This window comes from Pseudanabaena sp. PCC 9330 (genome assembly GCF_055795045.1).
This window is the reverse complement of record NZ_JAYFES010000078.1, coordinates 30,842-57,068: the sequence shown is the minus strand read 5'-3', so window position 1 is coordinate 57,068 and position 26,227 is coordinate 30,842. Positions and strand designations below refer to the sequence as shown.

Here is a 26,227-nt window from a genome sequence, read left to right as displayed (position 1 = left end):
ACCTAACGCCAGCCTAGTTGCCCATGGGAGATGACCCCAGCGAAATCGGACTACTATGGCATCAAGGGTGAATATATGAAATGGCGCTATCAAATCGGCAGGTCTGGCTAAACTTTTTGGCACTGCTGCCCTCCACCGGATTGACAGTCCTCGCCGCTGCGTTCCTACGGTTTTATGACGCACGAGACTTCCAATTTCTCCAACTCGTCGCCCAGCCCCGCGTCTGGAGCAACCGATTCACCGTGGCAGCTCTCCTGGTGGCACTGGTTAATCTCGGCGTTGAGTGGAACCGTCGAAATCGAGAGACAGAACGCCTTGGCCAAGGAGAGGCTGAACGAGCAAGATCAGAGGTTGAACGATCAAGATCAGAGGCTGAACGAGCTGAAGAGCAAGAACGCACAACTCGCCGAACTCGAATCCAAAATCGATGGATTGTTCTCCAAATACGGCATCAACTCGACCCCAGCGAACAAACCCGAGCAGTCATGAGAGATTTTCAGCTCTTTTTGCAGGAGTACGGCGAGTGACGGGGAATTTGGATTGGTGATTTTAAAATAGTGTTTCCCCCAGGAATCTGTAGGGTGGGCACTGCCCACCGGCAAAATATTGTTGCCTTCACCCCCACCCGAGCATCAGTCCGTAGGCGAGGGCGGCGCTGCCCAGGGGCACAGTGAGGTTGTCGAGGCCGTAAAAAGAGAGGGTTTCGAGCAGGGTGGCGGCGATCGCCACCACTACCGCCGTCCCCACCACCGCCCCGGTAAACCCAGCCGTAAACCCCAGCACCAGCAGGCACACTACAAAACTGGCCAGGGTCATGGTCAGGCTGCCCTCCCAGCTTTTTTGGTTGCCAAATACCTTGTAGGGGTGACGGCCCAGGTTTTGCCCTACCAACGCCGCTAGGCCATCGCCCCAGGTCATAACCAAAATGCCCAGGGCTGCATACTGAAACAGCTCTGGTGGCCAAAAGGCTGCTGTCAGTAGACCGATGCTGACCGCGTAAAAAAACGTACCGAGACTGTGCCGTCCTACCCCGTTAATGCCCGGCAAAATCGGCAACCGGTAAGACAGCAAAGCCACGCCGCTGAAGATGACTGAAGCCGCCAACCCCATCCAGGTGGGGGTACGCAACCACCAGGCCAGCAAAATCACCTGTCCGGCCCCAATATGGACGATTTTGCGGGTAATTTCGGTCTCATGGTGGGCAAAGCGCCGCAGGCCCTCGGCCACCCCGCCCACCATGGCTAGCCAGAGGGCTACCAGTCCAATTTGCACCAGCGCAGTAGCGATCATGGCGGGGGAAGTAGGTATAGTGGGGTGGGACTTCTAGACCTTACTACACCGAACTTCCTATGGATAAACCTTATAAGCGGGTGCTGCTAAAACTTAGCGGCGAAGCCCTCATGGGCGATATGGATTACGGTATTGATCAAGCCGTGGTTGAAGCCATTACGGCGGAGATCGCTGAGGTGGTCAACGAAGGCATCGAGATTGCCCTGGTCGTGGGCGCGGGCAACATTTTTCGCGGCATCAAAGGCTCGGCCTCAGGTATGGATCGCGCCACCGCCGACTATATCGGCATGATCGCTACGGTGATGAATGCTATGACTCTGCAAGACTCCCTAGAGCGCATGGGGGTGCCGACGCGGGTGCAGACGGCGATCGCCATGCAAGAGGTCGCCGAGCCCTACATTCGCCGCCGCGCCATTCGCCACCTGGAAAAAAAACGGGTGGTTATTTTTGGGGCGGGCTCTGGCAATCCCTTCTTTACCACTGACACCACGGCTGCCCTGCGGGCTGCTGAGATCAATGCTGAGGTGGTGTTTAAAGCGACTAAGGTTGACGGTGTCTACGACTCCGATCCGAAGAAAAATCCCGATGCGAAACGCTACCAGACCCTCACCTATAGCCACGTGTTGCAGCACGATCTTAAAGTGATGGATAGTACGGCGATCGCCCTCTGCAAGGACAACAACATCCCTATTATGGTATTTGACCTCTCGGTGCCCGGAAACATTAAGCGGGCGCTGATGGGCGAGTCGATTGGCACGATTGTAGGAGAGTCTTGTGATGTCAGCTGACGATATTTTGCTCGAAACCGAAGACCAGATGCAGAAGGGGGTAGAAGCCACCCAGCGCAACTTCAACACCATTCGCACGGGGCGGGCCAATGCCTCACTGCTCGATCGCATTGAGGTGGACTACTACGGTGCCCCCACGCCCCTCAAGCAGATGGCCAACATCTCCATCCCCGACTCCACCACGCTGACGATTCAGCCCTACGACGCCAGCAGTCTGACCACCATCGAAAAGGCGATCTCTCTGTCTGACGTGGGTCTCACCCCCAACAACGATGGCAAAGTGATCCGGCTGAATATTCCACCGCTGACCAGCGAGCGCCGCAAAGAGTTTGTCAAAACTGCCGGCAAAATTGCTGAAGAGGGGCGCGTCTCTATTCGCAACCAGCGGCGCAATGCGATCGATGCGGTGAAAAAGCTGGAGAAAGCCAGCGATATCTCCGAAGATGAGTCGCGCGATGCCCAGGACGAAATTCAAAAGCTGACCGATAAATATATCGCCAAGCTCGACGAGGCCCTGGCCGCTAAAGAAAAAGACATCATGACGGTGTAGGTAGTCCTGGGGTAGACAACTCCATCGTCTAACCCAGAGCCGCTAGGTCTAGGGGGCTTAGATATCGGTCACCTGCTGGTCGCGCTTTTCTTCTAAGGCCAGCAAGATCTGCTGATGGCGATCGCGGCTGATTGGGTAGCGGTAGCAAAACCACAGCCCCCCGGCCAGCAAGATCGCTGGCAAGGGGCCAATTAGCATGCGAATGGCGTTGAGGGCAGCTACTGGCTGAGTTTCGGCACTGGCCACATAGCCCGTCCAGCCCAGGATCTGCCCTGAGATAAAGAGAGCCAGGGCCAGCCCCAGCTTTTGCAAAAACACCAGAGCGCTAAAGTACAGCCCCTCCCGGCGTAGCCCCGTGTTGAGCTCGTCGAGATCGACCACGTCGGGCAGCATGGCAAAGGGCACCATGTACAGGGTGGCTACCCCGATCCCCGCGATCACGCCGAGGGTATACATCCAGACCACCTGACCCGGCTGCACCGTGGCCAACCCGCCCAGGGCCAGAGCCGCCAGCGGTGCCCCCATCAAAAAGACCGTGCGTTTGCCCGTGCGCTTGGCCACCCAGTCCCAGACCCAGAGCATGGCGATCGCCGTACCCTGCACCGCCAGGGCCATCTGGGCAAAGTGGGTAGGGGGCAACCCCATCCAGGCCCCGACAAAGTAGGGCAACATGGCGGCGGTCACCTGCACGCTCATCCAGCCGCAGATATAGAGGCCCAAGATCTGGCGAAAGGCGCTGTTGCTAAACACGCTGCGCAGCTGGGCTATCAGCGCCGGAGACTCACGGCTGGTTGCCAGGGTTGGGCGGTTTTGCTGCACCTGCCAGTAGCGCCGGTAGGTGCCCGCTACGCAAATGCCAACGATCACCACCGCCAGACTGGCAGACAGCGCTCCCAAAATAAAAAACTGCCGGGCCGGGTCGGCCACGCGGGCAAATACCGCCTGGGCCATCAGCAGGGCGACAATGCTGCCGCCAATGCTAAAGGCCGACTTCATGCCAATTAAGTCGGTGCGCTCGTCATAGTCGTCGGCCAGCTCCGCCGCCAGGGCAGTGTAGGGCAGCTGCACCACGGTAAACGCCGCAAAGGCAAACAGCGACAGAACAATGTAGTAGGCAAAAATGCCCCACTGACTGCCGAAGGGTGGCACCGTCCACAGCAGCACCGCCGAGATTGCCAGGGGAATTACCCCCCCCAGCATCCAGGGGTAGCGACGGCCTAGGGGAGAACGGGTGCGATCGCTCAGCCAGCCCACCAGCGGGTCATTGATCGCATCCCACAGGCGGCCAAACAGCAGCACTGCCCCGGCCAAGGCGGGGCTCAGCCCCGCTACGGTGGTGAAGAAATACAGTACAAAAAAGGCCGACAGACTGGCAGGCACCGCCGCCGCCAGTTCTCCCACTCCGTAGAATACCTTCACCGAAAAAGGTAGCGGCGGTAGCTTACGCAACGGGTTTGACTCCAGGGCAACAGGGCATCATCATGCCATAGGTTTAGCGCTTATGCTGTCCTTTGAAAATGGCGCGCGGGGTAACATGGAGCCTTGGCCCGTTGCCTTGGCCGATCCCAGCTCAACAACAGCCCTCTCTTGAAAACATTGATGAGGACATTGGTACAGACATGAGGCCGAGGAAAAGAGTACAGGACTGGGGCACCAAAGCCTTGACCGGATTGATGCTTATTGTCGCTGTGACGGCCTGCCGGGCCGACAACTCCTCTGCACCCTTGGCCGGTGACCCAGCCCCTACCGCTGAAGGCCCGCCGCCGCCGCCCGAGGGGTCGTTTTTAGGCCAGATGCCTCCCAATCAAACTAGCCAGCTCGCCAGCCTGGGAGTCGAGGTGGTCGTGCCTGGGGAGGTGCCGCCTGCCTTTGCGATCGCAGAGCTGCGGGTCGACCAGGGCGACCCCGGCCCCGGCTATTTGGTGGTCTACCAAAGCGCCGCCAACCAGTGCTTTGCCGTCGAGTTTGCCAGCGACGGCATCGGCGACCCGCCAGCGACGACAAACCGGATAGCGATTCAACCGCCGCTGTTTGGCGATCGCGGCTACAGCCTCAACTACGGCCCCTTTGCCGACGCCGACATGCAGGCCGAGTTTCCTCAGCCCAACCTCTTCACCGACTGGATGCTCGGCCCATCTGGGGCCTATCGTCTGATTGGGGCCAGCTACATTGGCGATTTGTTTGAGTCTCTGCGCGGCTGCGAAGATGTATCCCCAGAGGAGGCCGTAGCCCTGGCCGAGTCGCTGACGGTGCTCAGCGCAGACCCGATGGGTGAACCGGGCGTTGCTGTGCCCTAGCCCTGGGGCACAGCAACGCCCATGGGGCGACTAGACATGATTCCTGCCTTGATCCCTGTATCGTGAGAGAATAAATTCTTAACCAGCTGCATTCTTAGACTTAGGACGTTTGGCATGGCCGAGATTCAATTTGCCCGTGGTGTTGCAGAACCCGTCATCCCTGATGTGCGCCTTACCCGAGGCAAAGGGGGTACAGATGGCACGGCTACCTTCTATTTCGATCATCCCCAGGCGCTTTCGCAGCAGGAAGGGGTTGAGATTACCGGCATGTACCTGGTTGACGAAGAGGGCGAGCTGACTAGCCGCGATGTCAACGGCAAGTTTGTCAACGGTGAACCAGCCGGCATTGAGGCCGTCTACGTGATGAAAAGCGAGGCCGAGTGGGATCGCTTTATGCGGTTTATGAACCGCTACGCCGAGCAAAACGGACTGGGCTTTACCAAGAGTTAGTCATACCAAGTCCAGCTCGGGCCAAGTCCAGCTCGGGGCCTGTGGTTTGCACCCAGGCAGCACCCCACGTCTGGACTTGAATTGGATAACCACTATCTTCTGTCTATGGCCCATCCTCAGGCAGTCTCTAGACCAGTGCGTTGCGCGGTGATCACCGTGAGCGATACTCGCACCCTAGAAAGCGATCGCAGCGGTCAGACGATTCAAACTCTGCTGGCGGGGGCAGGCCACGCGATCAGCGACTACCGCATTGTGCCCGACGAGCCCGATCGCATCGCTGCCCGGTGCCGCACCTTGGTTGCCCAAGCCGACGTAGATGCCATCATTCTCAGCGGCGGCACCGGCATTGCCCCCCGCGACACAACCTACGACGCCCTGGCGGCCCTGCTCGACAAAACTCTGCCAGGGTTTGGCGAGATTTTTCGCCAGCTCAGCTTTCAGGAGATTGGCTCCCGCGCCATCGCCTCCCGCGCGATCGCCGGAGTCTGCCAGTCCACCCTGATTTTCTCTCTGCCAGGCTCCAGCAAAGCTGTCAGCCTGGCGATGGAAGCCTTGATTTTGCCCGAGCTGCCCCACTTGGTCAGCCTCCTCAACCCGCCGGCCTAAGCCCCATCTTCTTCCTATGCCCCCTGCCCCCTCATCTCAATGGGAACGCCTGCTCAAAAACCAGGGCACCTGGGTGGGGTCGTTTACCCAAGTCTCGCCTACCGGTGAAACGCTACAAGACACCCCCTCAGAGGTGGCGCTGCTGCCCCTCAACCAGGGCAACACCCTGCGCCAAGAGATTCGCAAAATGCCTCCCGGTCAGCCGGTGAGTGAAACCGTGCTGGAATACAGCTCCCTAGGGCGCGGGGTGCTGTTTTGCGACACCGGAGCGTTTTCTCAGGGGTCGATTCAGCGCAGCCCAGTGAGCGACTTTGGCGCTGAGCTGGGGTTGATCTACGGCCATGAGCGCCTGCGCCTGGCCCAAATTTTTCCTAAGCAGCCCACGCTGGGTAGCCTCACGCTGATTCGCGAACATCTGAAAGATGCCCCGCCAACGCCCCGTCCTGCGCTAACGGTAGCGCAACTGCTGGGCACCTGGGTCGGGGAAGCGACGACGGTGTACCCAGATCTGCAACCCCAGCAGACCATGGCCACCCGGCTTGACCTGCAGCCCGCAGCGGATGGGGGTGTTGGGCAAGCCCTGGCCTTTGGCAACAGCCCAGCTATACGCTCTGAGGGGCGGCTGAGCGGTGCCACCCTGCGATTTGAGCAGGGGAGCCAGCCGGTTACGGTGCTCTTGCTACCCAGCGGGGCATCGGCCTCGTTTCCCAGCGACATTCGATCGGGGCAACCCTTCTTTTTAGAAGCGGGATGGCTGATCACCCCGACCCTGCGGCAGCGGCTGATTCGCACCTACAATGCCCAGGGCACCTGGGCCAGCCTCACCCTCGTGACCGAGCAAAAAAGCGCCTAGAAGAGCGCCTAGAAGAGATGCTTTTTTAAGGTTTGATCCTTCCTCTATCATAGGAACCCGTAGCCCCTAGGACTGAATGCATGGCCTCAGACTATCAGCCTTCGCTGCTCTCCAGTGCCGATCTGCGAGCGGCGGATCAATCTTGGGCCTACAACCGATCGGCGGGCTCTGGTATGCCCACCGCCGAGCTGCAAAGTTGGAAGCAGCGAGTGGCTCAGTATCAGGCTGGGGTTAGGTCTGGCCCGGCGATCGCCCAAGGAACGCTCTTTGACCTAGCCAACGCTTCTCCGGCTGAGACCCTAGACCCCTTTGCCCTCTCGCCTCAAAATGCTGAGTTTTGGCGGGGGCAATTTCAAGAGTCGGGGGTGCCAGCCCTCTACTTTGTGGTTGACCATGAGGTCGATCTGCTGCTCTACGTGGGCGAAACGGTGAAGTCAAACCAGCGCTGGAAGGGCGTTCACGACTGCAAACGCTACATTCTCAGCTATGTTGAGGCCCACCGCACCCACGAACTGCCAGTGGCGGTAAATATTGGGTTTTGGCCCTATGCCGAGCGCGATCGCAAAGCCCGTCAAACCCTAGAACTAGAGTTGATTCAGCGCTGGCGATCGCCCTTCAACAAAGAAAATTGGACCATCTGGGGCACCCCTTTTGTGGGGGGCAAGCTAGATGCATAGAGTATGGCTATGCATCTAGCCCATGGCTGGGCCTAAATTGTTCTAAATAGAGAGACCTAAGATAGGAAACCTCAGGCTCTCCTAAACTACTTTTTAGCCCCTTTAGACACTAGCTCCTGGTCACGCCTACCGCTGGGTTCAAGGGCTTCACCTTCAATAAAAGATCGCAACATCCAGGCCATTTCTTCATGAGCTTGCATGAGGCCAGTGAGAAAATCTGCGGTGCCCTCGTCGTGGTATTTTTCACCAGCTTGGTCTATGTAATCGCGCAGGTTACGAATTACCTGTTCATGGTCGATGACTAGGCGTTGTACCATTTCTTGGGCACTGGGCAAATCGCCGGGATGCTCTTTGAGTGAGGCTTGCTTAAGGAATGCTTCGGCAGTGCCTAGAGGATAGCCATTGAGCATGCGCACTCGCTCTGCGATCGCATCAATGTTCACAGTCAGAGCCTCATAGTGCTCTCCCCACAGCTCGTGAAGAGTACGAAACTGAGGGCCAACCACATCCCAGTGATACTTTTTGGTTTTAATCAGCAGGAGGTAGGCATCTGCCAAAACCTTATTGAGAAGTTCGACTACGCCTTGGCGTTCTTTGTCAGACAGGCCGATGTTGATGCTCATAGATCTATTCAAAAATTTGTTGGTAGCGTTCTGTTTTATTGAATCGCAAGCCCCTAAATCTCTCATCTGTCTGCTGCCGGACATTGGGGGTGAAAATAATCTGTCCTTAGGTTGGTTTTGAGACAAATCTTTCGTCGGCTAGAGGTGAAACCGGATGGAGCAACTTAACTTGTCGTCTAGACGTTAAATAAAATGGCTGCACTATGGCTAGCTCGACTCCTCTGACTGGCGTAATTTTGGTGGACTGTGCGAGGGCTAACGCCAGTGGCGGATTGGCGATCGCCGCTGAACGCTGCGGCTACGGCCGTGACACGGGCAAATTTCAGGCGGCATTGAAGTCGGCCTGTAGCGATATGAATATCACCATCGACGGCCTCTCCGACTTAGATGATGACCAGTCGCAATGGCATCCAGAACCAGGCATTGAGGTCTCCCCCGACAGCATGAGCGATCTGTGACTCGCTAGGGCGGCATGACGATTTGATTGACCAGATCTTTCAGCAGATCTGTCAGACCTGACGTTAAGAGCTCTTGGGCCGATGCGGCGATCGCCCCTTTCCGGGTTTTGGCAGCTTCATCGCCGGATGGTGAAGCGCCAGAGCCTGATGCAGGCAGCCTAGGGTGAGCAGGGGTGGGTCAGTCTGATCAGCCAGAGCCACGGCGGTTTGCGCCAGGGTAGCAATTTCGCCACCAGTGAGGGTCAGGTGCCGGGCCACATGGGGCCAGGTGAGGGCACGTTCTTTTTTAGTGCCTGCCGCTGCCCGCTTCCACAGCAGCTCGCGGGCGGCGGCATCGGGCAGGGGAAACTCAATCACCCCAGCCATAGCCTGGCGCCAGGAGGGTTTGATGCTTTGCAAGTAGGGGCTGCTGAGCAGGGTCAGACCCGGCTGGCGGCGACGTTGAATCATCCACGACTGCACCAGGGCTGGCTCGATGGTGGGGGTGCGGCCAAACCAGAGGGCCGCCTGCTTGAGCAGCAGCACACAGGGCGGCAGGTTGGCTAAGTCATCTAGCTCGGGTAGGCTGCCGTCGGTATCGGGGGCGATCTCGCCCAGATCGACCAGCACCAAAGGTAGGCCCAAATCGGCGGCTAGTACCTGGGCGGTGAGGGTTTTGCCGGTACCCTTAGGGCCAGCTAGCAGCACCATGGCGCTACCAGCCCGGGCGGCGGCGGCCACGGTTTTTAGCTGGGCCAGCTGGGGCTCGGGCAGCACCAGGCTCTCCCAGGTAGTGGCAGGAATCTCTGATACTTCACCGAGAGACGGGGCGGCAGGTAGCGACCAGGCGTCAAGGGCGGCGGGGTCAGGAGCTTCGGCCAGTAGGTAAGTGGCTAAGTCTTCGCTCAGGCGCAGGTGGCGGCTGAGCAGAGTGGTGTCTTCGGGGCTGACCCACTCCAGCAGGCCGAGGCTGGCCAGGCGGCTGTTGGGGGCAATCAGCGGACGCGATCGCCGCCACTCGACATCGTTGCGACAGAGCAGCCGCAGGCACAGATCGACCGTGGGCAGATCCCAGTCAGACTCGTCATGTTGGTAGTGCAGGTAGCTGTAGAGGCGGCCAAACCGCTGGTTGACCTCGGGGGCCAAGGCCAGCAGCAGCACATTTTTTTCAAACAGGGTGAGCTGAAAGCGATCGCGCAGCTGGGGCAGGGCCAGCACTACCCCCTGGCGCTGACTCAGCACGATGCGGGCTTCGAGCTGCTGGGCATAGCTGCTGCCGCCGTTGCGGGGGGGCTTGGGGGGGCGGGCATGGTCATAGTTGGGCTGCCCCGTGAGGTGAATGATGCCCTTCCACCAGTGGCGGGTGACTCGGTCTTGGTCAGAGAGGGCAAAGTCGTCAAGCTCTTGCAGCTCGCGCTTTTGCCGCGACACCGCCACCATCAGTAGGCGATCGAGCCAGGCTAGCTCGGTCTTGAGATAGGCCCAGTTATCGACAAAGGGGGCCATGGCCCCTGGGGTTGGCCCTTCAGAGTTGGACATCGCCCAGCACCCGGATAAACTCTAGCGGCAGCCCGTCGGTGTCGGCTAAAAAAGCTACCTCGTAGACGCGATCGCCAATCATCTGCTGCTGGGGCTCCAGTAAAACTCTTAGGGTACCTCCACCACGGCCATCTTCAGCAAACCGCTGGCGCAATTCTTCTAACCAGGCGGGCAGGCTGGGGGTGGCCTCGGTCAGATCAAAAGAGAGATGGTAGTAGCCGGTGTAGTGCTCGTCAGCAAAGGCATCGGCGGCCGGTCGCGGTTCGGGTACCTGCATCAGCTCAATGCGGCCTCCCAGCCCCTCCATCCAGCAGGCGAGGGTAATGCCAGCGGTAAAGCGCTCGTGGACGGTAAACCCCAGGGCTTCGTAGAAGGCGATCGCGCGGTGAATATCCTGGGTGCGAATGGACGCGTGGTGAAGCATCAAACAGACAACTCAAACAGTCGGACTACTGAACTGTGCTACCTAGTCGGGCTACTCCGGGCTACTCAAAGAGGCGAAAGTAGGGATAGCGTACCGGCACGCCGGGCTCCTTTTCGAGGCTAAAGTTGATCACCGCCCAGCGGGGGTCAACCTCGGCCGAGGGGCTAAACTCCACCGGCAGACCGTAGAGCTTTGGTGCAGCAGACGTCTCCACCTGACCGCGCCAGGGCGAGTTGCGCTCCAGGTAGGCATTCACCAGCTCCTGATAGCGCTCGGCAATGATCACCCGCGTGGCCCGATAGCCCTGGGTATAGAGGCGATCGAGCGCCTCGTGAATCTCAAAGCGAATGCCGTCGGGGTGGGTGTGCTGGCGATACCACTCGCCCTCCCACTGCCGCCAGTGACGACCCGACTGCAAATGCACCAGTTCTTTGGTGTCGGGGTCGGCCTCAAAGGCTCCGTGGCGGGTGCACAGGTACGTGTCGGTCAGCGTCAGCGCCGGAATCGTCTGACGACAGTGGGGGCACTGGATTTCGGGGCCATAGATGGGGTACTGCAAAGCGGAGTTGACCATTGGGCTGAAACCAGCGTGTCCTCAATAGGGTAGGCTGCTCAAAATATAACCGGGTGTTAACCGTATTATACCGTTGGGACTCGGGTCTCTCGGTAGCCGGGATGTCCCGTCGACCGAATATTGTATGAATCCGCCATTTTTTTAGCTCCGACCCTGGAGAATTCTCAACCTATGACTACCGCTGCCACCTTTCTCTGGCCCCAGCCCGACCTGTCAGCGGCAGCCTTTGTGGCTCCTACTGCCACAGTTATGGGCCAGGTCACGCTCCACAAGGGCTGTAGTATCTGGTACGGGGCCGTGGTGCGGGGCGATGTCGAGCGCATCGAGATCGGTGACTACAGCAATGTGCAGGATGGTGCCATTCTCCACGGCGACCCCGGCCAGCCCACGGTGATCGAAGACTACGTCACTATCGGCCATCGAGCCGTCATCCACAGCGCCCACATCGAGCGGGGGTGTTTGGTCGGCATTGGGGCGATCGTGCTAAACGGCGTGCGGGTGGGCACCGGCAGCATGATCGGAGCCGGTGCGGTGGTGACTAAGGATGTGCCAGCGCGATCGCTGGTGATGGGCGTACCGGGCAAAGTTGTTCGCCAAGTCTACGACCAGCAGGCTTTAGAACTGCTAGAGCACGCTAAAAAATATCACCAGCTCGCCTTAGCCCACGCGGGCCGCAGCAACCAACTGGGATTTGTTTAACACCCAATGCCATCTCCTAGAGCCAGAGATGGCGTTGGGTGGGCTGACATCAGTCTTTGTGGTGCTGTTTGATGTAGTTTGGGATGTGGTGGTGGTAGCCTTTTATCGGCTGCTGACCGACTCCGATGCTCGACGGTTTAGAGGATAGGCATGACAGACAACTTTCAACCCGTCAATGACGACTACAGCAGTGCCGGGCAACTGACTCCAGCGCAGATTGAGCAGGCTGCGGCTCAGGGGTTTAAGGCGGTGCTAAATCTTAGGTTCCCGGCTGAACCGGGCACCCTGGCCGACGAAGCCGAGCAGGTCGCTGCTGCTGGCTTAGATTATGTTCAAGCTCCGGTCAGCCCCACAACGCCCGATGGCGCATCTCTCGATGAAGCCGTGGCCGCCCTCGAGGCTTTGCCAAAACCGGTGCTGATTCACTGTCGAGGCGGTGGCCGGGCCACCGCGGTGGCGCTGGTAGCGATCGCTCGCCAGGAAAGCCTCTCCCGCGCCGAATTTTTAGAGCGCGCTCAGGCCCAAGGGTTGGGGCCAGAGCAGCCACAGATTCAGCAGTTTTTGCGCGCCCACTACGGCGATGCCGTGCCCAATGCCCAGTCGGAGGTAGCTTAGATGGTTGTGTCTGCAAACGGTCCAAGTCCAACTCCAGCGCTTAAGGTCTTGATTTTGGGGGGGGATGGCTTTTGCGGCTGGCCCACCGCCCTGCACCTGTCGGCCCTGGGCCATGAGGTCGTCATTCTCGACAACCTCTCCCGCCGCAACATCGACAATGAGCTAGAGGTGAACTCTCTGACGCCGATTGCGCCCTTAGGGGTGCGGCTGGCCGCATGGAAGGAGCTAACTGGGCGCGACATTCCCTTTCACCGGGTGGATATTGCCCAGGACTACGATCAGCTGTTGAGCCTGATTGTGCAGTATCGTCCCGATGCGGTGGTGCACTTTGCCGAGCAGCGGGCCGCCCCCTACTCGATGAAATCGCCCCGCCACAAGCGCTACACCGTCGACAATAATCTCAACGCCACCCACAACCTGCTCTGCGCCATCGTCGAGTCGGGGCTCGATATCCACGTCACCCACCTCGGCACCATGGGGGTCTACGGCTACGGCACTGCGGGCATGAAAATCCCCGAAGGCTACCTAAATGTTGAGATTCCTACCGAAAGTGGCGAGCGCATTGCCCAGCGGATTCTCTACCCAGTCAATCCGGGTAGCGTCTACCACATGACTAAAACCCAGGATCAGCTGTTCTTTTTCTACTACAACAAAAACGACGGCATCCGCGTCACCGATCTGCACCAGGGCGTGGTCTGGGGCACCCACACCGCCGAAACCCGTCTCGACGAGCGGTTGATCAACCGCTTTGACTACGATGGCGACTACGGCACGGTGCTAAATCGGTTTTTGATGCAGGCGGCGATCGGCTACCCGCTCACGGTGCACGGTACCGGCGGCCAGACCCGCGCCTTCATTCACATACAAGACACGGTGCGCTGCGTTCAGCTGGCGCTGGAGAACCCACCCGAGGCTGGCGAACCGGTGAAAATCTTTAACCAGATGACCGAAACCCACCGCGTCCGTGACCTAGCTCAGCTGGTCAGCGACATCACTGGGGCCAAAATCACCCACCTAGACAACCCCCGCAAAGAGGCCGCCGAAAACGACCTATTTGTCGAAAACCGCTGTTTTCTCGACCTGGGCCTAGAGCCCACCACCCTCAGCAAAGGTCTGTTGCTAGAGGTGACGGAGGTGGCGGAGAAATATGCGGGGAGGTGCGATCGCAGCAAGATCCCCTGCACATCGAAGTGGGTGAAGGAGTAGGGGTTGAGTCTCTATCGACCCTCCCTTACTCCCTACCTGGCTAAGCCGTTCCCCAGGCGAACGCTGCCTTGAGAACGGCTTAGGCGACAGCAGCCTGCCCATGCCATCGGTCAGCCCTTTGCGACGTCGATCGGATGAATGCCCGCCTCGATCCGGCCAATTTTGTCGGGTTGAGCGGGGGGCGATGGTTGCAGTGAGCCTTCTGAGCGCCGCTGAGATTTGAAAGCGGCTGGCCATAAAGGCCCGTAGCGATCGACCGGCGGCTCAAGGGGAACTCCATGCATTCACCGCTGGAACTAGAGAACCGGCCTATCCTCGCTATTAGCAGAGTAAGCAAGAAATTCTCAGTCAATCTGTCCCAGCGGAAAATTCTCTAAAAACCCAGTAGCTATAAAACTGTTTTGCGCTATACTAATGAAACAGCGACGCGGGGTAGAGCAGTCTGGTAGCTCGTCGGGCTCATAACCCGAAGGTCCATGGTTCAAATCCATGCCCCGCCACCATAGGGTACAAAAAAGACCTCTAGAAACCTAGAGGTCTTTTTTGTTTGAACCTCTCTTGGCCAACGTCCCCCCAGTGGGGGATAGTAGGGTTTATTCAGTCGATTGAGACCCGTCCCATGGCTCAGCCTAAAATTATCGTTCTAGACGATGACCCCACGGGTTCCCAGACGGTTCACAGCTGTCTCCTGCTCATGCAGTGGGATGTCGATACCCTCCGCCAGGGGCTGAGGGACGAGTCTCCGATCTTTTTTGTGCTGACCAATACCAGGGCTCTTACCCCCAGCGCCGCTGAGGCCGTCACCCGAGAGGTCTGTCACAATCTTCGCCAGGCGCTCGCGCTCGAAGAGGTTCAAGACTTTCTCGTCGTCAGCCGATCTGACTCCACCCTGCGGGGTCACTATCCCGTCGAAACTGATGCGATCGCCGATGAGCTTGGCCCCTTCGACGCCCACTTTCTTGTGCCCGCCTTCTTTGAGGGCGGCCGCATCACCCGCAACAGCACCCATTACTTAATTGTGGATGGCACCCCCACCCCCGTCCACCAGACTGAGTTCGCCAAAGATTCAGTGTTTGGCTACAGCACCAGCTATCTGCCCGACTATGTGGCCGAAAAGACCGCCGGGCGGATTCCGGCTGAAGCGGTGGAACGCTTTACCCTGGAAGATATTCGGGCGGGTTCCCTAGAACGGTTGCTGGCCCTAGAAAACAATGTCTGCTGCGCCGTCGATGGCGAAACCCAGGCTGATCTCAACCAGTTTGCCCAAGACTTGCTCGCCGCCGCCGCCCAGGGCAAAAAATTTCTGTTTCGCAGCGCCGCCAGCATTCTCACGGCCCTAGCGGCGCTGCCCCCCCAGCCTATTGACGCCAGTCAGATGAGCGCCTACGTACGCGGCGGGGTACCGGGGGCAATCATCGTTGGCTCCCACGTCAAAAAGACTACTCAGCAGCTAGAGCAGCTCTTGCAGGAGCCCGGTATCACCGGCATTGAGGTAGACGTGGCACAGCTTCGAGACGGGGAGCCAGGCAGTCACAAAGCGGTACTAGCAGATATTCTTGACCGGGTGAATAGGACCCACAACCTAGGCCAGGTACCCGTAATCTACACCAGCCGACAAGAACTTACCTTCGACACCGTACAGGCCCGCCTCGACTTCGGTGTCGAAGTGTCATCGCTGCTAATGGATGTGATCAAAGGCTTACCCGCCGATATCGGCTTTTTAATTAGTAAAGGCGGCATCACCTCCAACGACACCCTCAGCACCGGGCTAGATCTACGCACCGCTCGCCTGCTTGGCCAAATTTTGCCCGGTGTCTCCGCCGTGCGTACCCCCGCCAATCATCCCCAATTCCCCGACCTGCCGGTGGTGCTATTTCCGGGAAATGTAGGAGACGAAAATGCATTAGCGATCGCCTATCAACGATTATCAACGATTTAGTAGGATGAGATCCAACCATTTGAAGGTGCTGAGTTATTTCCCATCAATATGAATTGATGCCCTTTCCACAGAAAACTCACGCCTGAGCAATCGGGCAGAACTCAAAGCTAGAATATATCCTTCGGATTTGAAAATACTAGTCCAGAATAAGAAGCAGCTTTCAAAACAATTAAAATGCCACAATTAAGAAATGTTGAAGCAAGAAAGATAACCCAACTACCATTCCTCTGATCATGGAAAAAAGGCGCCTAGAGAACCAGTATTTGGCTTATCTAATAACTCTAACTTTTTTTCTTATTATTTACCCAGCATCAAAGACTTTGCTTGACGCGGGTATATTGATTTCGACAGGTCGAATCGTTAGTACAGAAGATTGGCTAGAGCTAATTCTTTTAGAAAAGGAGAAAGCTGCGTTAGAGCCATCAACTAAAGGAAGAATTTTAATCATCTCAGGAAGCAGCGGATTATTCGGAGTGTCTGCCGAAGAAATTGCTAGGCAAACTGGAATAAAAACAATTAATCTCAGTTCTCATGCTGGCTTGGGAGGAGAATATATATTAACTCGAGCGAAACCTTTTATCCAAAAAAATGACATTGTATTAATGCCGTTAGAATATACTTTCTACACATCGTCCGGCATCTCAAGTGATTTTGGCAGAGGTGGCGTAGTCAGCCGATTTATTACTGCGTATGACAGACGACGACTACAAGATATTTCCGACGCATCTCTCCTAAGCTTTATTGTCAACAATGCTTTCTCAACCAATGCAAGAAAAGAGTACGCAGCCTTCTTCAAAGGTCAGCTCTCGAGAAAGCATATCCTAGAAAGACTCAAACAACAAAAGGAAAATGGTGATTGCTACAGTGGCTTGACGCTGAATGAGCATGGAGACGAAACTTGTAACATAGGAAAAGAAAGTCGCTTGACGAATCCCATGCTTTACACAACAACGCTGCCGCCATCCCTCATAAGTATTGACCCTGGCGGATATATCAAAGATTTTGTTGAATACGCCGACAAGAGAGGGGCGACAATAGTGCCACTTTATCCAACGACAGTTTACACAAGCGATTACGAAAAACCCACCTTTCAAGTGTCTTCAAAAAATATAGAGCTATTCTGGAAAAATCAGGGAATTGACTTTCAAGACTCATTGCAAGACTCTCTCTTGCCGCCAGGAATGATGTATGACACTCCCTATCACGCCAACGATTCTGGCCGAAAAAAGAGAACTCAGAGTATTGTCGATCTTTTAGAGAGTTATCTAAAAAGAGAAGCTTGAAGTCGTAACTAAGCAAATTCTAGATGCTGTTTAACTCATACAAATTTATTTTTCTTTTCCTGCCCATTAGCTTAGTAGGCTTTTGCCTGCTAAGCACCTTTAGAAAACGTTGGCTTTCAATTGCTTGGTTGACGTTTGCTTCTCTAGCTTTCTATTTTTTCTGGAGTCCAAGTTATCTGCTCTTACTCCTGCTCAGTATCACCATTAACTGGCTTATAGGAGAGCTATTAGCTTGGCAAAGAAGCCTATCCCAAATTGATTCGAGAGCATCCAATTGGGACAAGCTAATCTTGACGAGTGGTATCATTTTTAATCTGTCACTCCTAGGATATTTTAAGTACTCTAACTTTTTAATCTCAATCTTGCAAGGCTTAGGCTTTGATTTCAACAGCATTGAGGGCTTAATTCTTCCTCTAGCAATCTCTTTCTACACTTTTCAACAGATCAGCTATCTAGTAGATATTTTTTCTAATAAGAACCGAAGCTACAGCTTTAAGGATTACCTTTTATTCGTCATTTTCTTTCCTCAGCTAATCGCCGGACCTATAGTCAACCCTAAGGAGATGATTCCACAACTCCAAAGACTAAGCCTTAGCATAAACGCCCGCAACTTTTCAGTCGGGCTAACTATTTTTGCAGTTGGGCTCTTCAAGAAAACTGTGATTGCTGATTCTGTTGCAACCTATGCAACTCCCATATTCTTGTCGGCAGATCAGGGTTCACAAGTTAGCTTTTTTGTCGCTTGGCAGGCATCTATCGCTTACACGTTACAGCTTTATTTTGATTTCTCTGGGTATAGTGATATGGCAATAGGTTTATCAAAAGTTTTCAATATAGAGCTGCCAGTCAACTTTTTTTCTCCTTACAAGGCAAGTAGTATAAGTGACTTTTGGCGACGTTGGCACATCAGTCTTGGGCGATTTCTTAGAGACTATCTCTATATACCTCTAGGAGGTAATCGACGAGGCAACTCACGCCATAATATAAATTTGTTGGTCACAATGCTGCTAGGAGGACTATGGCATGGGGCTAACTGGACTTTTGTAGTTTGGGGCGGACTACATGGTCTTTACCTATGCATCAATCACGAATGGAACCAGGTTCACAAAAGACTAGATATCAATATGAATAGCTGGTATCACTACTGGTCAGCAAGGATGCTAACTCTCCTTGCTGTAATCATTTCTTGGGTTTTGTTTCGTGCTGAAACTCTAAGTGGGGGTTGGCGGGTCATTGTTGGAATGTTTGGCGGTAGCGGCTTCATTCTACCTGAGTACCTTTATGGTCAAGTTGGTTTTCTGACTAATATTGGTATTCAGTTTGAACCACTTGACAGCTATTGCAATATTAGAGGAATAATATTTATGCTTCTAGCACTTGCACTAACATTATTTTTACCTAACCTCTATCAACTCATGAGTCAGGAGACAGTTGCGCTTGATATCTATGGCCATTTGGTCGACTATAAACCTGCTTGGTATGCTTGGCAGCCAACATTTGTCTATGCTTTCTCGACGGCACTAATACTGTTTAGCGCCATCATTTTTTGTCGTCAACCCAGTGAATTTCTTTACTTCCAATTTTAACTTCGATTACAAATGATGAAAGCCATAGAGCAAGCACTGTAAATCTTTCGTCAGTGCGTGATTAAACCTCCGTCTTAGCTTGGATAACGTGCTGACAAAGCAATGCTCTGGCGTTTTATTAGTCTGAATCAAACAGAATGAGTTTAGTGTGCAAGATAATGTAATGTCATGCCAAATGGGTGCATTCTGGTTTTGCAATAAGTACTAATGCGTAGTCGTCAAACCTGTGAGAATCAAGGGCTTTGAAAGACATCTTACTCCTAGACTTGTAAGACTGGGATGCACCCATGCCAAATCTGGTAGTGTTCTAGACCTGTGTTTCACGACAAAATGTGAGGAGTCCTGATACCCACTTTCTGCTCATGGTTCTCGAACTGGTTTGCTGCCCCACGTGTCACACCTCTGATGTCGTCAAAAATGGCAACAGCGATGAAGGCAAGTAGCGCTATCGCTGCCGCAACAGCGAGTGTTCGCGGGCTTCTTTCATCTGCAGCTATACCTAGTGAGGCTACTTGCCTGAGGTCAAGCGGCAAATCAGTGACATGGCGATGAATGGCAGCGGTATTCGCGATACCGCTCGGGTGCTGAAGGTGAGTCCGACGACGGTGATTGAGGAATTAAAAAAACATCGGCATCTGGAGCCGGTTAACCGGGCTGTCTTAGAGCAAACGCCAACACAGCCCACCCCAGCCCTAATAGTGCGGGTAGACGAAGCGGCAATGGACGAGATGTGGAGCTTTGTGCAGTCAAAGCAGCAGAAGCGATGGCTCTGGCATGCCATCGACCATCAAACGGGTGCCGGGCTGGCCTATGTCTAGAACCTCGTCACGATGCCGCCCTCTCAGCGCTCATGACGTTGCTCACTCCCTTTGGCAGCTAGCAGTTTTACACCGATAGGTGGGGGGCTTACTTGCGATTGCTCGAGTCTGAGCGGCATACGGTGGGTAAGACGAACACTCAGCGCATTGAGCGAAAACACTTAACGTTGAGGACTCGGATCAAATGGTTGGCGCGCAAAACCATTTGCTTTTCTAATCTAAATCTGTCTTGATGCATGACACGGTGACTGGCCTGTTCATCAACCGCTATGAATTTGGGCGGACTATATGACAGGGCCCATACACAGGTCTAGAATACTACCCCAAATCTTGCTCGCCCCGCTGAGACGGAGATAGGCTAGCAGGATTTAGTATGACTTATTAATTTGCCTCCTTGCGATCCTCTCGCAGGTCTTCAATTAGCTGAGCCAGTTGATCGCTGCTGGTGTGGTACACCTCGTTGCAGAAGTGGCAGATGGCCTCAGCCCCATCGTCGGTTTCGATCATGTCTTGTAGCTCGGCCTCGCCCAGCATTTTGAGCGCCCCCAGCATGCGATCGAAGGAGCAGGGGCAGGCAAACTGTACCATCTGGGTCTCGGGCAAGATTTCTAGCCCTAAATCGCCCACCAGATCACCAAAAACTTGCGGCAGGGTCTTCCCTGCTCGCAGCAGCGGTGTAAAGCCGGTTAGCGAGGCCAGGCGACTTTCAATCAGGGCCACCATTTCGCTATCTTCGGCAGCGCGGGGCAAAATTTGCAGCAGTAGACCACCGGCGGCCTCAACCCCATTGGCTCCGACAAAAACACCCAACATTAGAGCCGAGGGGGTTTGCTCAGAGGTCACAAGGTAGTGGGTGAGATCGTCGCCGATTTCTCCCGAAACCAGCTCCACAGTGCTGGAATAGGGATAGCCGTACCCCATGTCGCGTACCACATAGACGTAACCCTGTCGGCCTACCGCGCCGCCCACGTCGAGTTTCCCCTGGGCGTTGGGGGGTAGCTCAATGGTCGGGTTATCTACGTAGCCCCGGGCGGTGCCATCCATACCGGCATCGACCAAAATACCGCCCAGAGGGCCATCACCCCGCACGCGGATATTGACTCGGCCCTGGGGCTGCTTCATGCTAGAAGCCAGCAACAGGCCTGCGGAAAGGGTGCGCCCCAGGGCTGCCGTCGCTACGTAGGAGAGGTTGTGGCGTTGCCGAGCCACTTCGGTGAGTTTGGTGGTGATGACGCCTACCACCCGGATACCGCCCTCAGCGGCCGTGGCTCGAATGAGTTGGTCTACCATGCGCTGCCCCAGTCTTCGCTTAATGTTACTTAGTAATTATTGTAGAAGGTTTAGGGAGTGCAGATTGAGGGCGGTTTACCTCCCCTGGGCTGAGGGGCGATCGGGCTTGGCTACCGACCTAGGTCGGCCTATCCCCTGGGGTTTCTTTTGGCATACTGAAAGGTGTTGTTTGCGGGCAGTCACCACCCTATGATTGGCACTTTTCAGCGCAGCCGTCTTCGGATTGAACTTGAGGCCACCCAGGGGCAAATTCAGGCTAGTCTGGTGCAGCCCAGTAAATTTGGCCAGTGGCTTTGGCCCCAGCGGTTTAGCCAGGGCTTGCCCAATGAACTCCACAGCGGTCTAAGCTTTAACAACTACCTCGGCCCGGTCGAAATTCATCATGAGATCCAGCGGGTCAATGACCACAGCCTGCTTATGGCGCTGTCAGGGGGCATCGACGGTTTTCATGAGTGGTACTGGGGCGACCAGTGGGTACAGTCGCACCTGGAGGGGGTGTCGGCTCTGCCTATTAATCTGGGACAAAGTCTGGCCATGTTTCGCCTGCGGCAGTTTTTGCGGCAGCCTGCGGCCTAGACGGGCTTATTCTTGGGCTAGTTCAGCACTGGGTAGCTGACCCAGTTGCTGGGTCAGTTCGTCTAAAAACTTGCTCTGGGCTTTAATAATGCGCTTTTTTGCCTCGTCGAGAGAAAACCAGGCCGCCTGATCGACCTCTGGAAACTCCCGCAGTACTCCAGAGTTGGGTGGCCATTCGAGAGTAAACGTGTTGCTGTGCAGATGCTCGGGGTTAAAGTTGCCCTCAAAGGCCCAGGCAAAGACCAGTTTCCCCCCTGCCTGGCGCACCGGCTGCAAGGGGAGAAAGTGGCCCTGGGGAGCTTGCCCAGTCTCCTCAAAAAACTCGCGCTTAGCCGCCTCAAAGGTGTCTTCGCCTGGGTCAATTTCACCCTTGGGAATCGTCCAGGCCTGCCAGCGACGGTTAACCCAGTAGGGCCCGCCCGAGTGTACTAGAAGTACTTCCAGGTGATGGTTCTGGGTTCGATACATCAGTAGCCCGGCGCTCTTTTTAGTCATGGCAGCGATCGCGCCCTACCTCAACCGGCCTATCCCGATCGGGCAGCGCTGTCCTTAGATACTTAGCATTGACAATTTTAGGGCTATCCACCCTGGCCAACCCTTAGATTGTAGCTAGTGAGTGCAGCTAGCGAGGCGATAAATATTGAGACTGACTAACATCTACAGTGCCTGACAGTAGTGTCTCTACGTCTCGATGGCGTTGCCTTAAAGATCGCTAAACACCCCTCAGAAAACACCCCTGAGCGGCGGTCTTCGCCTAGCATACCTACAGAGCTATCTGACTCCTCAGGGTCAGCCAACCCAGTCACCTTTGCCAACACTACCCATGCCCTACCAATGCGATCTTGGCTCTGGCCAAACGATATATCTCGATAATCTTGGTGCCATCACCCTGATCAGGCTTGCTAGCGGTGGACCAGGGCAACAGCAGCAGGCGACCACCCAGGTTGAGACTGGGGCCTGGCTAGAGACGCCGCAAGTCGTCCAGGGCAGAACGGGCTCGTTTATTCGCTGCGTTACGGCTCAGGGAACGTTTGTCTGGCAGATCCAGGGCGTCCAGGTTGGGGCGATCGCCACCACCCAATGGCCTGAGGGCCAGGCGCTTTCCATGGCTCTTCATGCCATCAACCCGACCCCGATGACTCCCATGGCCCCGATGACCCCCATGGCTTCGATGCCGCCGATGAAAATGGGTAATATGGAGATGTCTGCTAACCCCATGACGATGCGGATGGGAAATAGGCAGCTGAGCATGGACAATGCCGCCAGCCCCCAGTCGGCCTTGGCAAGATTTTGTACCCAGTGCGGGGTAGCGGTCGATCAGGGCGATCGCTTTTGCGGTAGCTGTGGCCACCAGCTGCAATAAAAAACGGGGGAAGAGTCTCCCCCGCTCTGACCTATAACTCTCAGAAATACAGCAAGTCCAGCTCGGCAACGGTAGCTTTCCATCGGTAAAACTCCACTTCTGGACTTGGATAGGGTTTACCCATCAAAGTCGAAGCATACCCTCGGCTCTGGCCCTAAGCTACAGGTCTCTGGCGCTCCAGTCGGGCAGTTTTTTCGCTCTCGTCAGCGAAGAATGTGGCGTATACCCAGCCGGCTATCAGGGCACCCAAGATCGGTGCCACCCAAAATAGCCACAGTTGTCCAATCAGCGGGCCACCCACAAACAGGGCGGGGCCAGTGCTACGAGCGGGGTTTACCGAAGTATTGGTGACCGGAATGCTGATCAGGTGGATCAGGGTGAGCGATAGACCAATCGCTACCGGAGCCAGGCCTACAGGGGCACGGAAGTCGGTCGCACCCAGGATGATCAAAAGGAAGAAAAAGGTCAGCACCACTTCACTGATAAAGCAGGCCAACAGGCTAAAGCCACCGGGTGAATGGATGCCAAAGCCGTTGGTGGCTAGGGGGTTGCCTACCGAGGGGTCAATGGCAAAACCGGGCTGGCCACTAGCAATAATGTAAATAATGCCAGCCCCTAAAATCGCCCCTAGCACCTGAGCCACAATATAGGGCAGTAGTTCGCGACCAGGGAAGCGGCCCGAAGCCCACAACCCAAAGGAAACAGCTGGGTTGAGGTGGCAGCCAGAGATGTGGCCAATGGCGTAGGCCATGGTCACCACGGTCAGACCAAAGGCGAGTGAAACACCCAGAAAGCCAATGCCCAGGTTGAAGGCACCGCTACCATCTAAAAATACGCCGGCTAAAACCGCACTCCCGCAGCCACCCAGAACCAGCCACAAGGTACCTAAGAATTCTGCAAAACATCGTTTTGTAATTGGCATCGTTTATCACTCCTACGTTCGGACTTGAAAAGCATTGAGTATTGATCGATACAGACTGATATCCTGCATCTGTACCAAAGGGTAACCATACCCCAAGACTATAAAAGTTTGATAAGCCCAGGGTCGTTAATCTTGGATTCTTGCGGGCCGACTGCGCACCCCACAGCCTGCTAACCTGTTATCAGCACATGGTGTAAACGGGCAAGCCGTGTTGCACTATCGCCAGAACCTCCTCCGCGCTGGGTTTTGGTCTGGCAGCAAACTTTGGTTTATCGGGAAACAGCACTCACCATGGGAATGCAAGTCTGGCCAGGTCGTCCCCATCCCCTGGGTGCCACCTGGGATGGCACAGGTACAAACTTCGCCCTGTTTTCAGAAAACGCTACAGCAGTCGATCTATGCCTGTTTGACGAGGGCGATCGCGAAACTCGCATAGCTCTCCCCGAAGTAGAAAACTATGTCTGGCATGGTTATCTGCCACAGGTCAGGCCTGGACAGCGCTACGGATTTCGGGTCTCTGGCCCCCACGACCCCCAGGCGGGGCAGCGCTTTAACCCGCATAAATTGTTAATCGACCCCTACGCCCGCGCTCTCGATGGCGATGTCATCTTTGACCCGGCCATTTTTAGCTACGACATTGAAGCGACCGATGAGCTAGAAAGCCTGGATCTAACCTTTTCCCAGGTTGACAGCGCCGCTTTCATGCCCAAGGCCGTGGTAGTCGATGCTAATTTTGACTGGGAGGGCGATCGCCTCCCCAATACCCCCTGGTATCGCACCGTTATCTATGAAACCCATGTCAAGGGCATCACCCAGCGCCACCCTGAGGTGCCCGAACCCCTGCGCGGCACCTACGCTGGACTAGCCCACCCTGCCATCATTGACCATTTGAGCAGTCTCGGCATCACCGCTGTAGAACTGCTGCCGGTGCACCACTTCCACGCCTACCCCGGTCATCTGGCCAACACTGGCCTGCGCAACTACTGGGGCTACGACTCACTGGGCTACTTTGCCCCCTACGGTGGCTATAGTAGTGCCGGGTGCCACGGCGGCCAGGTCAACGAGTTTAAGCAAATGGTCAAAGCTCTGCACAAAGCGGGCATCGAAGTCATTCTCGACGTAGTTTATAACCACACCGGGGAGGGGAGCCATCTGGGGCCAACCCTTAGCCTGCGGGGCATCGACAACGCCGCCTACTACCGACTGGTCGAAGACGCCCCCCGCTACTACATGGACTTCACCGGCTGCGGCAACTCTCTCAACGTGCGCCATCCTCAGATTCTCAAGCTGATTATGGACAGCCTGCGCTACTGGGTGCTGGAAATGCACGTCGATGGGTTTCGCTTTGACCTGGCCTCAGCCCTCGCTCGCGAACTCTACGAGGTCAACAGCCTGGCCGCCTTCTTCGACATCATTCACCAAGATCCGGTGCTCTCTACTATTAAGCTGATTGCTGAGCCCTGGGATCTGGGCGAGGGTGGCTACCAGGTAGGTAACTTTCCCCTGCTGTGGTCAGAGTGGAATGGCAAGTACCGCGACTCCATGCGCGACTTTTGGCGCGACCACGACTGCCGCCTGGGTGAATTTGCCTTTCGCATTACCGGTAGTTCTGACCTCTACCAGGCCAACGGCAAGCGCCCCCACGCTAGCATCAACTTCATCACCTGCCACGATGGCTTTACCCTGCGTGACCTAGTCAGCTATAACGAAAAGCACAACCTGGCCAACCACGAAAACAACCGTGACGGCGAAAGCTACAATCGCTCCTGGAACTGCGGCGCTGAGGGTGAAACTGACGACCTAGAGATACTGACCCTGCGCCAAAAACAGCAGCGTAATCTACTGGCTACGCTGCTACTCTCCCAGGGGGTACCCATGCTGTTAGGCGGTGACGAAATCAGCCGCACGCAGCAGGGCAACAACAATACCTACTGTCAAGACAGCCCCCTTTCCTGGTTTGATTGGGATCTCAGCCCTGCCAGCCAAAATCTACTCACCTTCACCCGCGGGTTGATTAAACTGCGGCAAAACCACCCTACCTTTGCCCGCCGTCACTGGTTCCAGGGTCGGGCCATCCATGGCTCTGGGGTGTACGATATCGGCTGGTATAACCCCGACGGTGCGATGATTAGCAGTGAGCAGTGGCACGACGACACCGCCAAGGCGATTACCGTCTTTCTAAACGGAGAAGAACTCCTAGGCGTTGACCCCACTGGCGATCGCCCAGTGGACGATAGCTTCTTACTGTTTTTCAACGCCCAGGCCGACTCTCAAATCTTTCAAATTCCGCCGACGGTACACAAAGATTGTTGGACGCTGGTGATCAATACTGCCTCGCCTACGGGCTTTGTCAGCGATGGGCAGGTCTATCGACCAGGGGCGGCGATCGCAGTCGACGACTTTGCTCTCGTGGTACTCACCAGCCTGCACGGCCAACAGGGGCCGAGCTAGATCATGCTGACCTACGAACGCATCTATGCCATCGTTCGCCAAATTCCACCAGGCCAGGTCGCCACCTACGGTCAGGTGGCTGAGCTAGCAGGGCTGGTAGGTAAACCTCGATTGGTGGGCTACGCCCTCTACCGAGTTGATATGACTACCGACGATGTCCCCTGGCAGCGGGTGATCAACGCCAAGGGCGAGGTCTCTGAGTCGCCCTTGCGCAACGGCACCGACTATATTCAACGAGCCCTGCTCGAAGATGAGGGTATCGAGTTTGACCATCGAGGCCGTATTGATTTAGGCAGATATAAATGGCGCCCGCCCGAAGCCATCATCGAGCAGGCGCTAGCCACGTTTAAAGAAGAGCTGGACTAGGCAGG

29 protein-coding genes, 1 tRNA gene and 1 pseudogene are annotated in these 26,227 nt (G+C 55.7%); 22 read left to right on the top strand and 9 right to left on the bottom strand.

What is annotated here, in order from left to right; genetic code table 11:
• Window positions 1–174 precede the first annotated feature (174 nt).
• The gene (locus AC0QKW_RS06575) at window positions 175–489 is read left to right on the top strand and encodes a hypothetical protein (protein WP_473150263.1); all 315 of its coding nucleotides are present in this window, start codon (window positions 175–177) and stop codon (window positions 487–489) included.
• 126 nt (window positions 490–615) lie between these two features.
• Here AC0QKW_RS06575 and AC0QKW_RS06570 read toward each other — a convergent pair whose 3' ends face one another.
• Window positions 616–1,290 (bottom strand): diacylglycerol/polyprenol kinase family protein, encoded by a 675-nt coding sequence (locus tag AC0QKW_RS06570; RefSeq protein ID WP_473150262.1) that lies wholly within the window; start codon window positions 1,288–1,290, stop codon window positions 616–618.
• Between the two features lie 59 nt (window positions 1,291–1,349).
• Here AC0QKW_RS06570 and pyrH point away from each other — a divergent pair, with 59 nt between their 5' ends.
• Window positions 1,350–2,078 carry a UMP kinase gene (pyrH, locus tag AC0QKW_RS06565; RefSeq protein WP_473150261.1) on the top strand — a complete coding sequence of 243 codons (729 nt, stop codon included), beginning with the start codon at window positions 1,350–1,352 and terminating at the stop codon, window positions 2,076–2,078.
• Complete coding sequence (gene frr, locus AC0QKW_RS06560; protein ID WP_473150260.1) at window positions 2,068–2,628, top strand: ribosome recycling factor; 561 nt, start codon at window positions 2,068–2,070, stop codon at window positions 2,626–2,628. The genes pyrH and frr overlap by 11 nt, the downstream gene beginning before the upstream one ends.
• 57 nt (window positions 2,629–2,685) lie before the next feature.
• On the opposite strand, the gene AC0QKW_RS06555 is transcribed toward frr, so the two are convergent.
• The gene (locus AC0QKW_RS06555) at window positions 2,686–4,047 is read right to left on the bottom strand and encodes an MFS transporter (protein WP_473150259.1); all 1,362 of its coding nucleotides are present in this window, start codon (window positions 4,045–4,047) and stop codon (window positions 2,686–2,688) included.
• A gap of 254 nt (window positions 4,048–4,301) precedes the next feature.
• Here AC0QKW_RS06555 and AC0QKW_RS06550 point away from each other — a divergent pair, with 254 nt between their 5' ends.
• The 5 genes from AC0QKW_RS06550 to AC0QKW_RS06530 all read left to right on the top strand — a co-directional run bounded on the left by AC0QKW_RS06550 (window position 4,302) and on the right by AC0QKW_RS06530 (window position 7,511).
• Complete coding sequence (locus AC0QKW_RS06550) at window positions 4,302–4,925, top strand: hypothetical protein (protein ID WP_473150258.1); 624 nt, start codon at window positions 4,302–4,304, stop codon at window positions 4,923–4,925.
• Between the two features lie 114 nt (window positions 4,926–5,039).
• Window positions 5,040–5,375 (top strand): photosystem II reaction center protein Psb28, encoded by a 336-nt coding sequence (gene psb28 / locus AC0QKW_RS06545; RefSeq protein ID WP_473150257.1) that lies wholly within the window; start codon window positions 5,040–5,042, stop codon window positions 5,373–5,375.
• A gap of 105 nt (window positions 5,376–5,480) precedes the next feature.
• Window positions 5,481–5,981, top strand: a complete 501-nt coding sequence (locus AC0QKW_RS06540; RefSeq protein ID WP_473150256.1) for a MogA/MoaB family molybdenum cofactor biosynthesis protein — start codon at window positions 5,481–5,483, stop codon at window positions 5,979–5,981.
• Between the two features lie 16 nt (window positions 5,982–5,997).
• Window positions 5,998–6,834, top strand: a complete 837-nt coding sequence (locus AC0QKW_RS06535; RefSeq protein ID WP_473150255.1) for a DUF3598 family protein — start codon at window positions 5,998–6,000, stop codon at window positions 6,832–6,834.
• Window positions 6,835–6,914: 80 nt separating this feature from the next.
• On the top strand, window positions 6,915–7,511 hold the full coding sequence (locus tag AC0QKW_RS06530; RefSeq protein ID WP_473150254.1) for a GIY-YIG nuclease family protein: 597 nt from the start codon (window positions 6,915–6,917) through the stop codon (window positions 7,509–7,511).
• A gap of 86 nt (window positions 7,512–7,597) precedes the next feature.
• Here AC0QKW_RS06530 and AC0QKW_RS06525 read toward each other — a convergent pair whose 3' ends face one another.
• A complete protein-coding gene (locus tag AC0QKW_RS06525; RefSeq protein ID WP_473150253.1) occupies window positions 7,598–8,134 on the bottom strand; it encodes a Dps family protein in 537 nt (178 codons plus the stop codon).
• 203 nt (window positions 8,135–8,337) lie between these two features.
• Between AC0QKW_RS06525 and AC0QKW_RS06520 the strand changes: the two genes are divergently transcribed.
• Window positions 8,338–8,592 carry a hypothetical protein gene (locus AC0QKW_RS06520; RefSeq protein WP_473150252.1) on the top strand — a complete coding sequence of 85 codons (255 nt, stop codon included), beginning with the start codon at window positions 8,338–8,340 and terminating at the stop codon, window positions 8,590–8,592.
• A gap of 63 nt (window positions 8,593–8,655) precedes the next feature.
• Here AC0QKW_RS06520 and AC0QKW_RS06515 read toward each other — a convergent pair whose 3' ends face one another.
• The 3 genes from AC0QKW_RS06515 to AC0QKW_RS06505 all read right to left on the bottom strand — a co-directional run bounded on the left by AC0QKW_RS06515 (window position 8,656) and on the right by AC0QKW_RS06505 (window position 11,108).
• Complete coding sequence (locus tag AC0QKW_RS06515) at window positions 8,656–10,110, bottom strand: AAA family ATPase (protein ID WP_473150251.1); 1,455 nt, start codon at window positions 10,108–10,110, stop codon at window positions 8,656–8,658.
• Window positions 10,097–10,534 carry a VOC family protein gene (locus tag AC0QKW_RS06510; RefSeq protein WP_473150250.1) on the bottom strand — a complete coding sequence of 146 codons (438 nt, stop codon included), beginning with the start codon at window positions 10,532–10,534 and terminating at the stop codon, window positions 10,097–10,099. Before AC0QKW_RS06510 ends, AC0QKW_RS06515 begins: the two co-directional genes overlap by 14 nt.
• Window positions 10,535–10,595: 61 nt before the next feature.
• Window positions 10,596–11,108, bottom strand: a complete 513-nt coding sequence (locus tag AC0QKW_RS06505) for a TIGR02652 family protein (RefSeq protein WP_473150249.1) — start codon at window positions 11,106–11,108, stop codon at window positions 10,596–10,598.
• A 171-nt stretch (window positions 11,109–11,279) separates the two neighbouring features.
• On the opposite strand from AC0QKW_RS06505, the gene AC0QKW_RS06500 reads away from it, so the two are divergent.
• The 9 genes and pseudogenes from AC0QKW_RS06500 to AC0QKW_RS06460 all read left to right on the top strand — a co-directional run bounded on the left by AC0QKW_RS06500 (window position 11,280) and on the right by AC0QKW_RS06460 (window position 19,546).
• A complete protein-coding gene (locus tag AC0QKW_RS06500; RefSeq protein WP_473150248.1) occupies window positions 11,280–11,807 on the top strand; it encodes a gamma carbonic anhydrase family protein in 528 nt (175 codons plus the stop codon).
• A complete protein-coding gene (locus AC0QKW_RS06495) occupies window positions 11,800–11,955 on the top strand; it encodes a hypothetical protein (protein WP_473150247.1) in 156 nt (51 codons plus the stop codon). The genes AC0QKW_RS06500 and AC0QKW_RS06495 overlap by 8 nt, the downstream gene beginning before the upstream one ends.
• A gap of 2 nt (window positions 11,956–11,957) precedes the next feature.
• The gene (locus AC0QKW_RS06490; RefSeq protein ID WP_473150246.1) at window positions 11,958–12,422 is read left to right on the top strand and encodes a protein tyrosine phosphatase family protein; all 465 of its coding nucleotides are present in this window, start codon (window positions 11,958–11,960) and stop codon (window positions 12,420–12,422) included.
• Window positions 12,423–13,628 carry an NAD-dependent epimerase/dehydratase family protein gene (locus tag AC0QKW_RS06485; protein ID WP_473150245.1) on the top strand — a complete coding sequence of 402 codons (1,206 nt, stop codon included), beginning with the start codon at window positions 12,423–12,425 and terminating at the stop codon, window positions 13,626–13,628.
• A 426-nt stretch (window positions 13,629–14,054) separates the two neighbouring features.
• Window positions 14,055–14,131, top strand: a tRNA-Met gene (locus AC0QKW_RS06480).
• A 116-nt stretch (window positions 14,132–14,247) separates the two neighbouring features.
• On the top strand, window positions 14,248–15,567 hold the full coding sequence (locus AC0QKW_RS06475) for a four-carbon acid sugar kinase family protein (protein ID WP_473150244.1): 1,320 nt from the start codon (window positions 14,248–14,250) through the stop codon (window positions 15,565–15,567).
• A gap of 233 nt (window positions 15,568–15,800) precedes the next feature.
• A complete protein-coding gene (locus AC0QKW_RS06470; protein WP_473150243.1) occupies window positions 15,801–16,850 on the top strand; it encodes a hypothetical protein in 1,050 nt (349 codons plus the stop codon).
• Between the two features lie 23 nt (window positions 16,851–16,873).
• Window positions 16,874–18,436: an MBOAT family O-acyltransferase gene (locus AC0QKW_RS06465; protein ID WP_473150242.1), complete on the top strand. Its 1,563-nt coding sequence runs from the start codon at window positions 16,874–16,876 to the stop codon at window positions 18,434–18,436.
• Window positions 18,437–18,798: 362 nt separating this feature from the next.
• Window positions 18,799–19,546 (top strand): annotated as a pseudogene (locus tag AC0QKW_RS06460) (IS1 family transposase).
• 89 nt (window positions 19,547–19,635) lie between these two features.
• Here AC0QKW_RS06460 and hslO read toward each other — a convergent pair.
• Window positions 19,636–20,544 carry an Hsp33 family molecular chaperone HslO gene (hslO, locus tag AC0QKW_RS06455; RefSeq protein ID WP_473150241.1) on the bottom strand — a complete coding sequence of 303 codons (909 nt, stop codon included), beginning with the start codon at window positions 20,542–20,544 and terminating at the stop codon, window positions 19,636–19,638.
• A gap of 189 nt (window positions 20,545–20,733) precedes the next feature.
• Between hslO and AC0QKW_RS06450 the strand changes: the two genes are divergently transcribed.
• Window positions 20,734–21,120, top strand: coding sequence for a hypothetical protein (locus tag AC0QKW_RS06450; protein WP_473150240.1), 387 nt, complete (start codon window positions 20,734–20,736; stop codon window positions 21,118–21,120).
• 6 nt (window positions 21,121–21,126) lie between these two features.
• On the opposite strand, the gene AC0QKW_RS06445 is transcribed toward AC0QKW_RS06450, so the two are convergent.
• A complete protein-coding gene (locus AC0QKW_RS06445; RefSeq protein ID WP_473150239.1) occupies window positions 21,127–21,615 on the bottom strand; it encodes an NUDIX hydrolase in 489 nt (162 codons plus the stop codon).
• Between the two features lie 328 nt (window positions 21,616–21,943).
• On the opposite strand from AC0QKW_RS06445, the gene AC0QKW_RS06440 reads away from it, so the two are divergent.
• Entirely contained in the window at window positions 21,944–22,483 is a 540-nt protein-coding gene (locus AC0QKW_RS06440) for a zinc ribbon domain-containing protein (RefSeq protein WP_473150238.1), read from the top strand.
• A gap of 154 nt (window positions 22,484–22,637) precedes the next feature.
• On the opposite strand, the gene aqpZ is transcribed toward AC0QKW_RS06440, so the two are convergent.
• Window positions 22,638–23,405, bottom strand: coding sequence for an aquaporin Z (gene aqpZ / locus AC0QKW_RS06435; protein ID WP_473150237.1), 768 nt, complete (start codon window positions 23,403–23,405; stop codon window positions 22,638–22,640).
• A gap of 291 nt (window positions 23,406–23,696) precedes the next feature.
• Here aqpZ and glgX point away from each other — a divergent pair, with 291 nt between their 5' ends.
• Window positions 23,697–25,856 carry a glycogen debranching protein GlgX gene (glgX, locus tag AC0QKW_RS06430; RefSeq protein ID WP_473150236.1) on the top strand — a complete coding sequence of 720 codons (2,160 nt, stop codon included), beginning with the start codon at window positions 23,697–23,699 and terminating at the stop codon, window positions 25,854–25,856.
• Between the two features lie 3 nt (window positions 25,857–25,859).
• On the top strand, window positions 25,860–26,222 hold the full coding sequence (locus tag AC0QKW_RS06425; protein ID WP_473150235.1) for an MGMT family protein: 363 nt from the start codon (window positions 25,860–25,862) through the stop codon (window positions 26,220–26,222).
• The last annotated feature ends 5 nt before the right edge of the window (window positions 26,223–26,227 follow it).

What these genes read in the sequence shown, in the direction of transcription:
- AC0QKW_RS06575 (WP_473150263.1), top strand. Translation starts at nt 175, where the DNA reads ATGACGCACGAGACTTCCAATTTCTCCAACTCGTCGCCCAGCCCCGCG.
- AC0QKW_RS06570 (WP_473150262.1), bottom strand. Translation starts at nt 1,290, where the DNA reads ATGATCGCTACTGCGCTGGTGCAAATTGGACTGGTAGCCCTCTGGCTA.
- pyrH (WP_473150261.1), top strand. Translation starts at nt 1,350, where the DNA reads ATGGATAAACCTTATAAGCGGGTGCTGCTAAAACTTAGCGGCGAAGCC.
- frr (WP_473150260.1), top strand. Translation starts at nt 2,068, where the DNA reads ATGTCAGCTGACGATATTTTGCTCGAAACCGAAGACCAGATGCAGAAG.
- AC0QKW_RS06550 (WP_473150258.1), top strand. Translation starts at nt 4,302, where the DNA reads ATGCTTATTGTCGCTGTGACGGCCTGCCGGGCCGACAACTCCTCTGCA.
- psb28 (WP_473150257.1), top strand. Translation starts at nt 5,040, where the DNA reads ATGGCCGAGATTCAATTTGCCCGTGGTGTTGCAGAACCCGTCATCCCT.
- AC0QKW_RS06540 (WP_473150256.1), top strand. Translation starts at nt 5,481, where the DNA reads ATGGCCCATCCTCAGGCAGTCTCTAGACCAGTGCGTTGCGCGGTGATC.
- AC0QKW_RS06535 (WP_473150255.1), top strand. Translation starts at nt 5,998, where the DNA reads ATGCCCCCTGCCCCCTCATCTCAATGGGAACGCCTGCTCAAAAACCAG.
- AC0QKW_RS06530 (WP_473150254.1), top strand. Translation starts at nt 6,915, where the DNA reads ATGGCCTCAGACTATCAGCCTTCGCTGCTCTCCAGTGCCGATCTGCGA.
- AC0QKW_RS06525 (WP_473150253.1), bottom strand. Translation starts at nt 8,134, where the DNA reads ATGAGCATCAACATCGGCCTGTCTGACAAAGAACGCCAAGGCGTAGTC.
- AC0QKW_RS06520 (WP_473150252.1), top strand. Translation starts at nt 8,338, where the DNA reads ATGGCTAGCTCGACTCCTCTGACTGGCGTAATTTTGGTGGACTGTGCG.
- AC0QKW_RS06515 (WP_473150251.1), bottom strand. Translation starts at nt 10,110, where the DNA reads ATGTCCAACTCTGAAGGGCCAACCCCAGGGGCCATGGCCCCCTTTGTC.
- AC0QKW_RS06510 (WP_473150250.1), bottom strand. Translation starts at nt 10,534, where the DNA reads ATGCTTCACCACGCGTCCATTCGCACCCAGGATATTCACCGCGCGATC.
- AC0QKW_RS06505 (WP_473150249.1), bottom strand. Translation starts at nt 11,108, where the DNA reads ATGGTCAACTCCGCTTTGCAGTACCCCATCTATGGCCCCGAAATCCAG.
- AC0QKW_RS06500 (WP_473150248.1), top strand. Translation starts at nt 11,280, where the DNA reads ATGACTACCGCTGCCACCTTTCTCTGGCCCCAGCCCGACCTGTCAGCG.
- AC0QKW_RS06490 (WP_473150246.1), top strand. Translation starts at nt 11,958, where the DNA reads ATGACAGACAACTTTCAACCCGTCAATGACGACTACAGCAGTGCCGGG.
- AC0QKW_RS06485 (WP_473150245.1), top strand. Translation starts at nt 12,423, where the DNA reads ATGGTTGTGTCTGCAAACGGTCCAAGTCCAACTCCAGCGCTTAAGGTC.
- AC0QKW_RS06475 (WP_473150244.1), top strand. Translation starts at nt 14,248, where the DNA reads ATGGCTCAGCCTAAAATTATCGTTCTAGACGATGACCCCACGGGTTCC.
- AC0QKW_RS06470 (WP_473150243.1), top strand. Translation starts at nt 15,801, where the DNA reads ATGGAAAAAAGGCGCCTAGAGAACCAGTATTTGGCTTATCTAATAACT.
- AC0QKW_RS06465 (WP_473150242.1), top strand. Translation starts at nt 16,874, where the DNA reads ATGCTGTTTAACTCATACAAATTTATTTTTCTTTTCCTGCCCATTAGC.
- hslO (WP_473150241.1), bottom strand. Translation starts at nt 20,544, where the DNA reads ATGGTAGACCAACTCATTCGAGCCACGGCCGCTGAGGGCGGTATCCGG.
- AC0QKW_RS06450 (WP_473150240.1), top strand. Translation starts at nt 20,734, where the DNA reads ATGATTGGCACTTTTCAGCGCAGCCGTCTTCGGATTGAACTTGAGGCC.
- AC0QKW_RS06445 (WP_473150239.1), bottom strand. Translation starts at nt 21,615, where the DNA reads ATGACTAAAAAGAGCGCCGGGCTACTGATGTATCGAACCCAGAACCAT.
- AC0QKW_RS06440 (WP_473150238.1), top strand. Translation starts at nt 21,944, where the DNA reads ATGCCCTACCAATGCGATCTTGGCTCTGGCCAAACGATATATCTCGAT.
- aqpZ (WP_473150237.1), bottom strand. Translation starts at nt 23,405, where the DNA reads ATGCCAATTACAAAACGATGTTTTGCAGAATTCTTAGGTACCTTGTGG.
- glgX (WP_473150236.1), top strand. Translation starts at nt 23,697, where the DNA reads ATGGGAATGCAAGTCTGGCCAGGTCGTCCCCATCCCCTGGGTGCCACC.
- AC0QKW_RS06425 (WP_473150235.1), top strand. Translation starts at nt 25,860, where the DNA reads ATGCTGACCTACGAACGCATCTATGCCATCGTTCGCCAAATTCCACCA.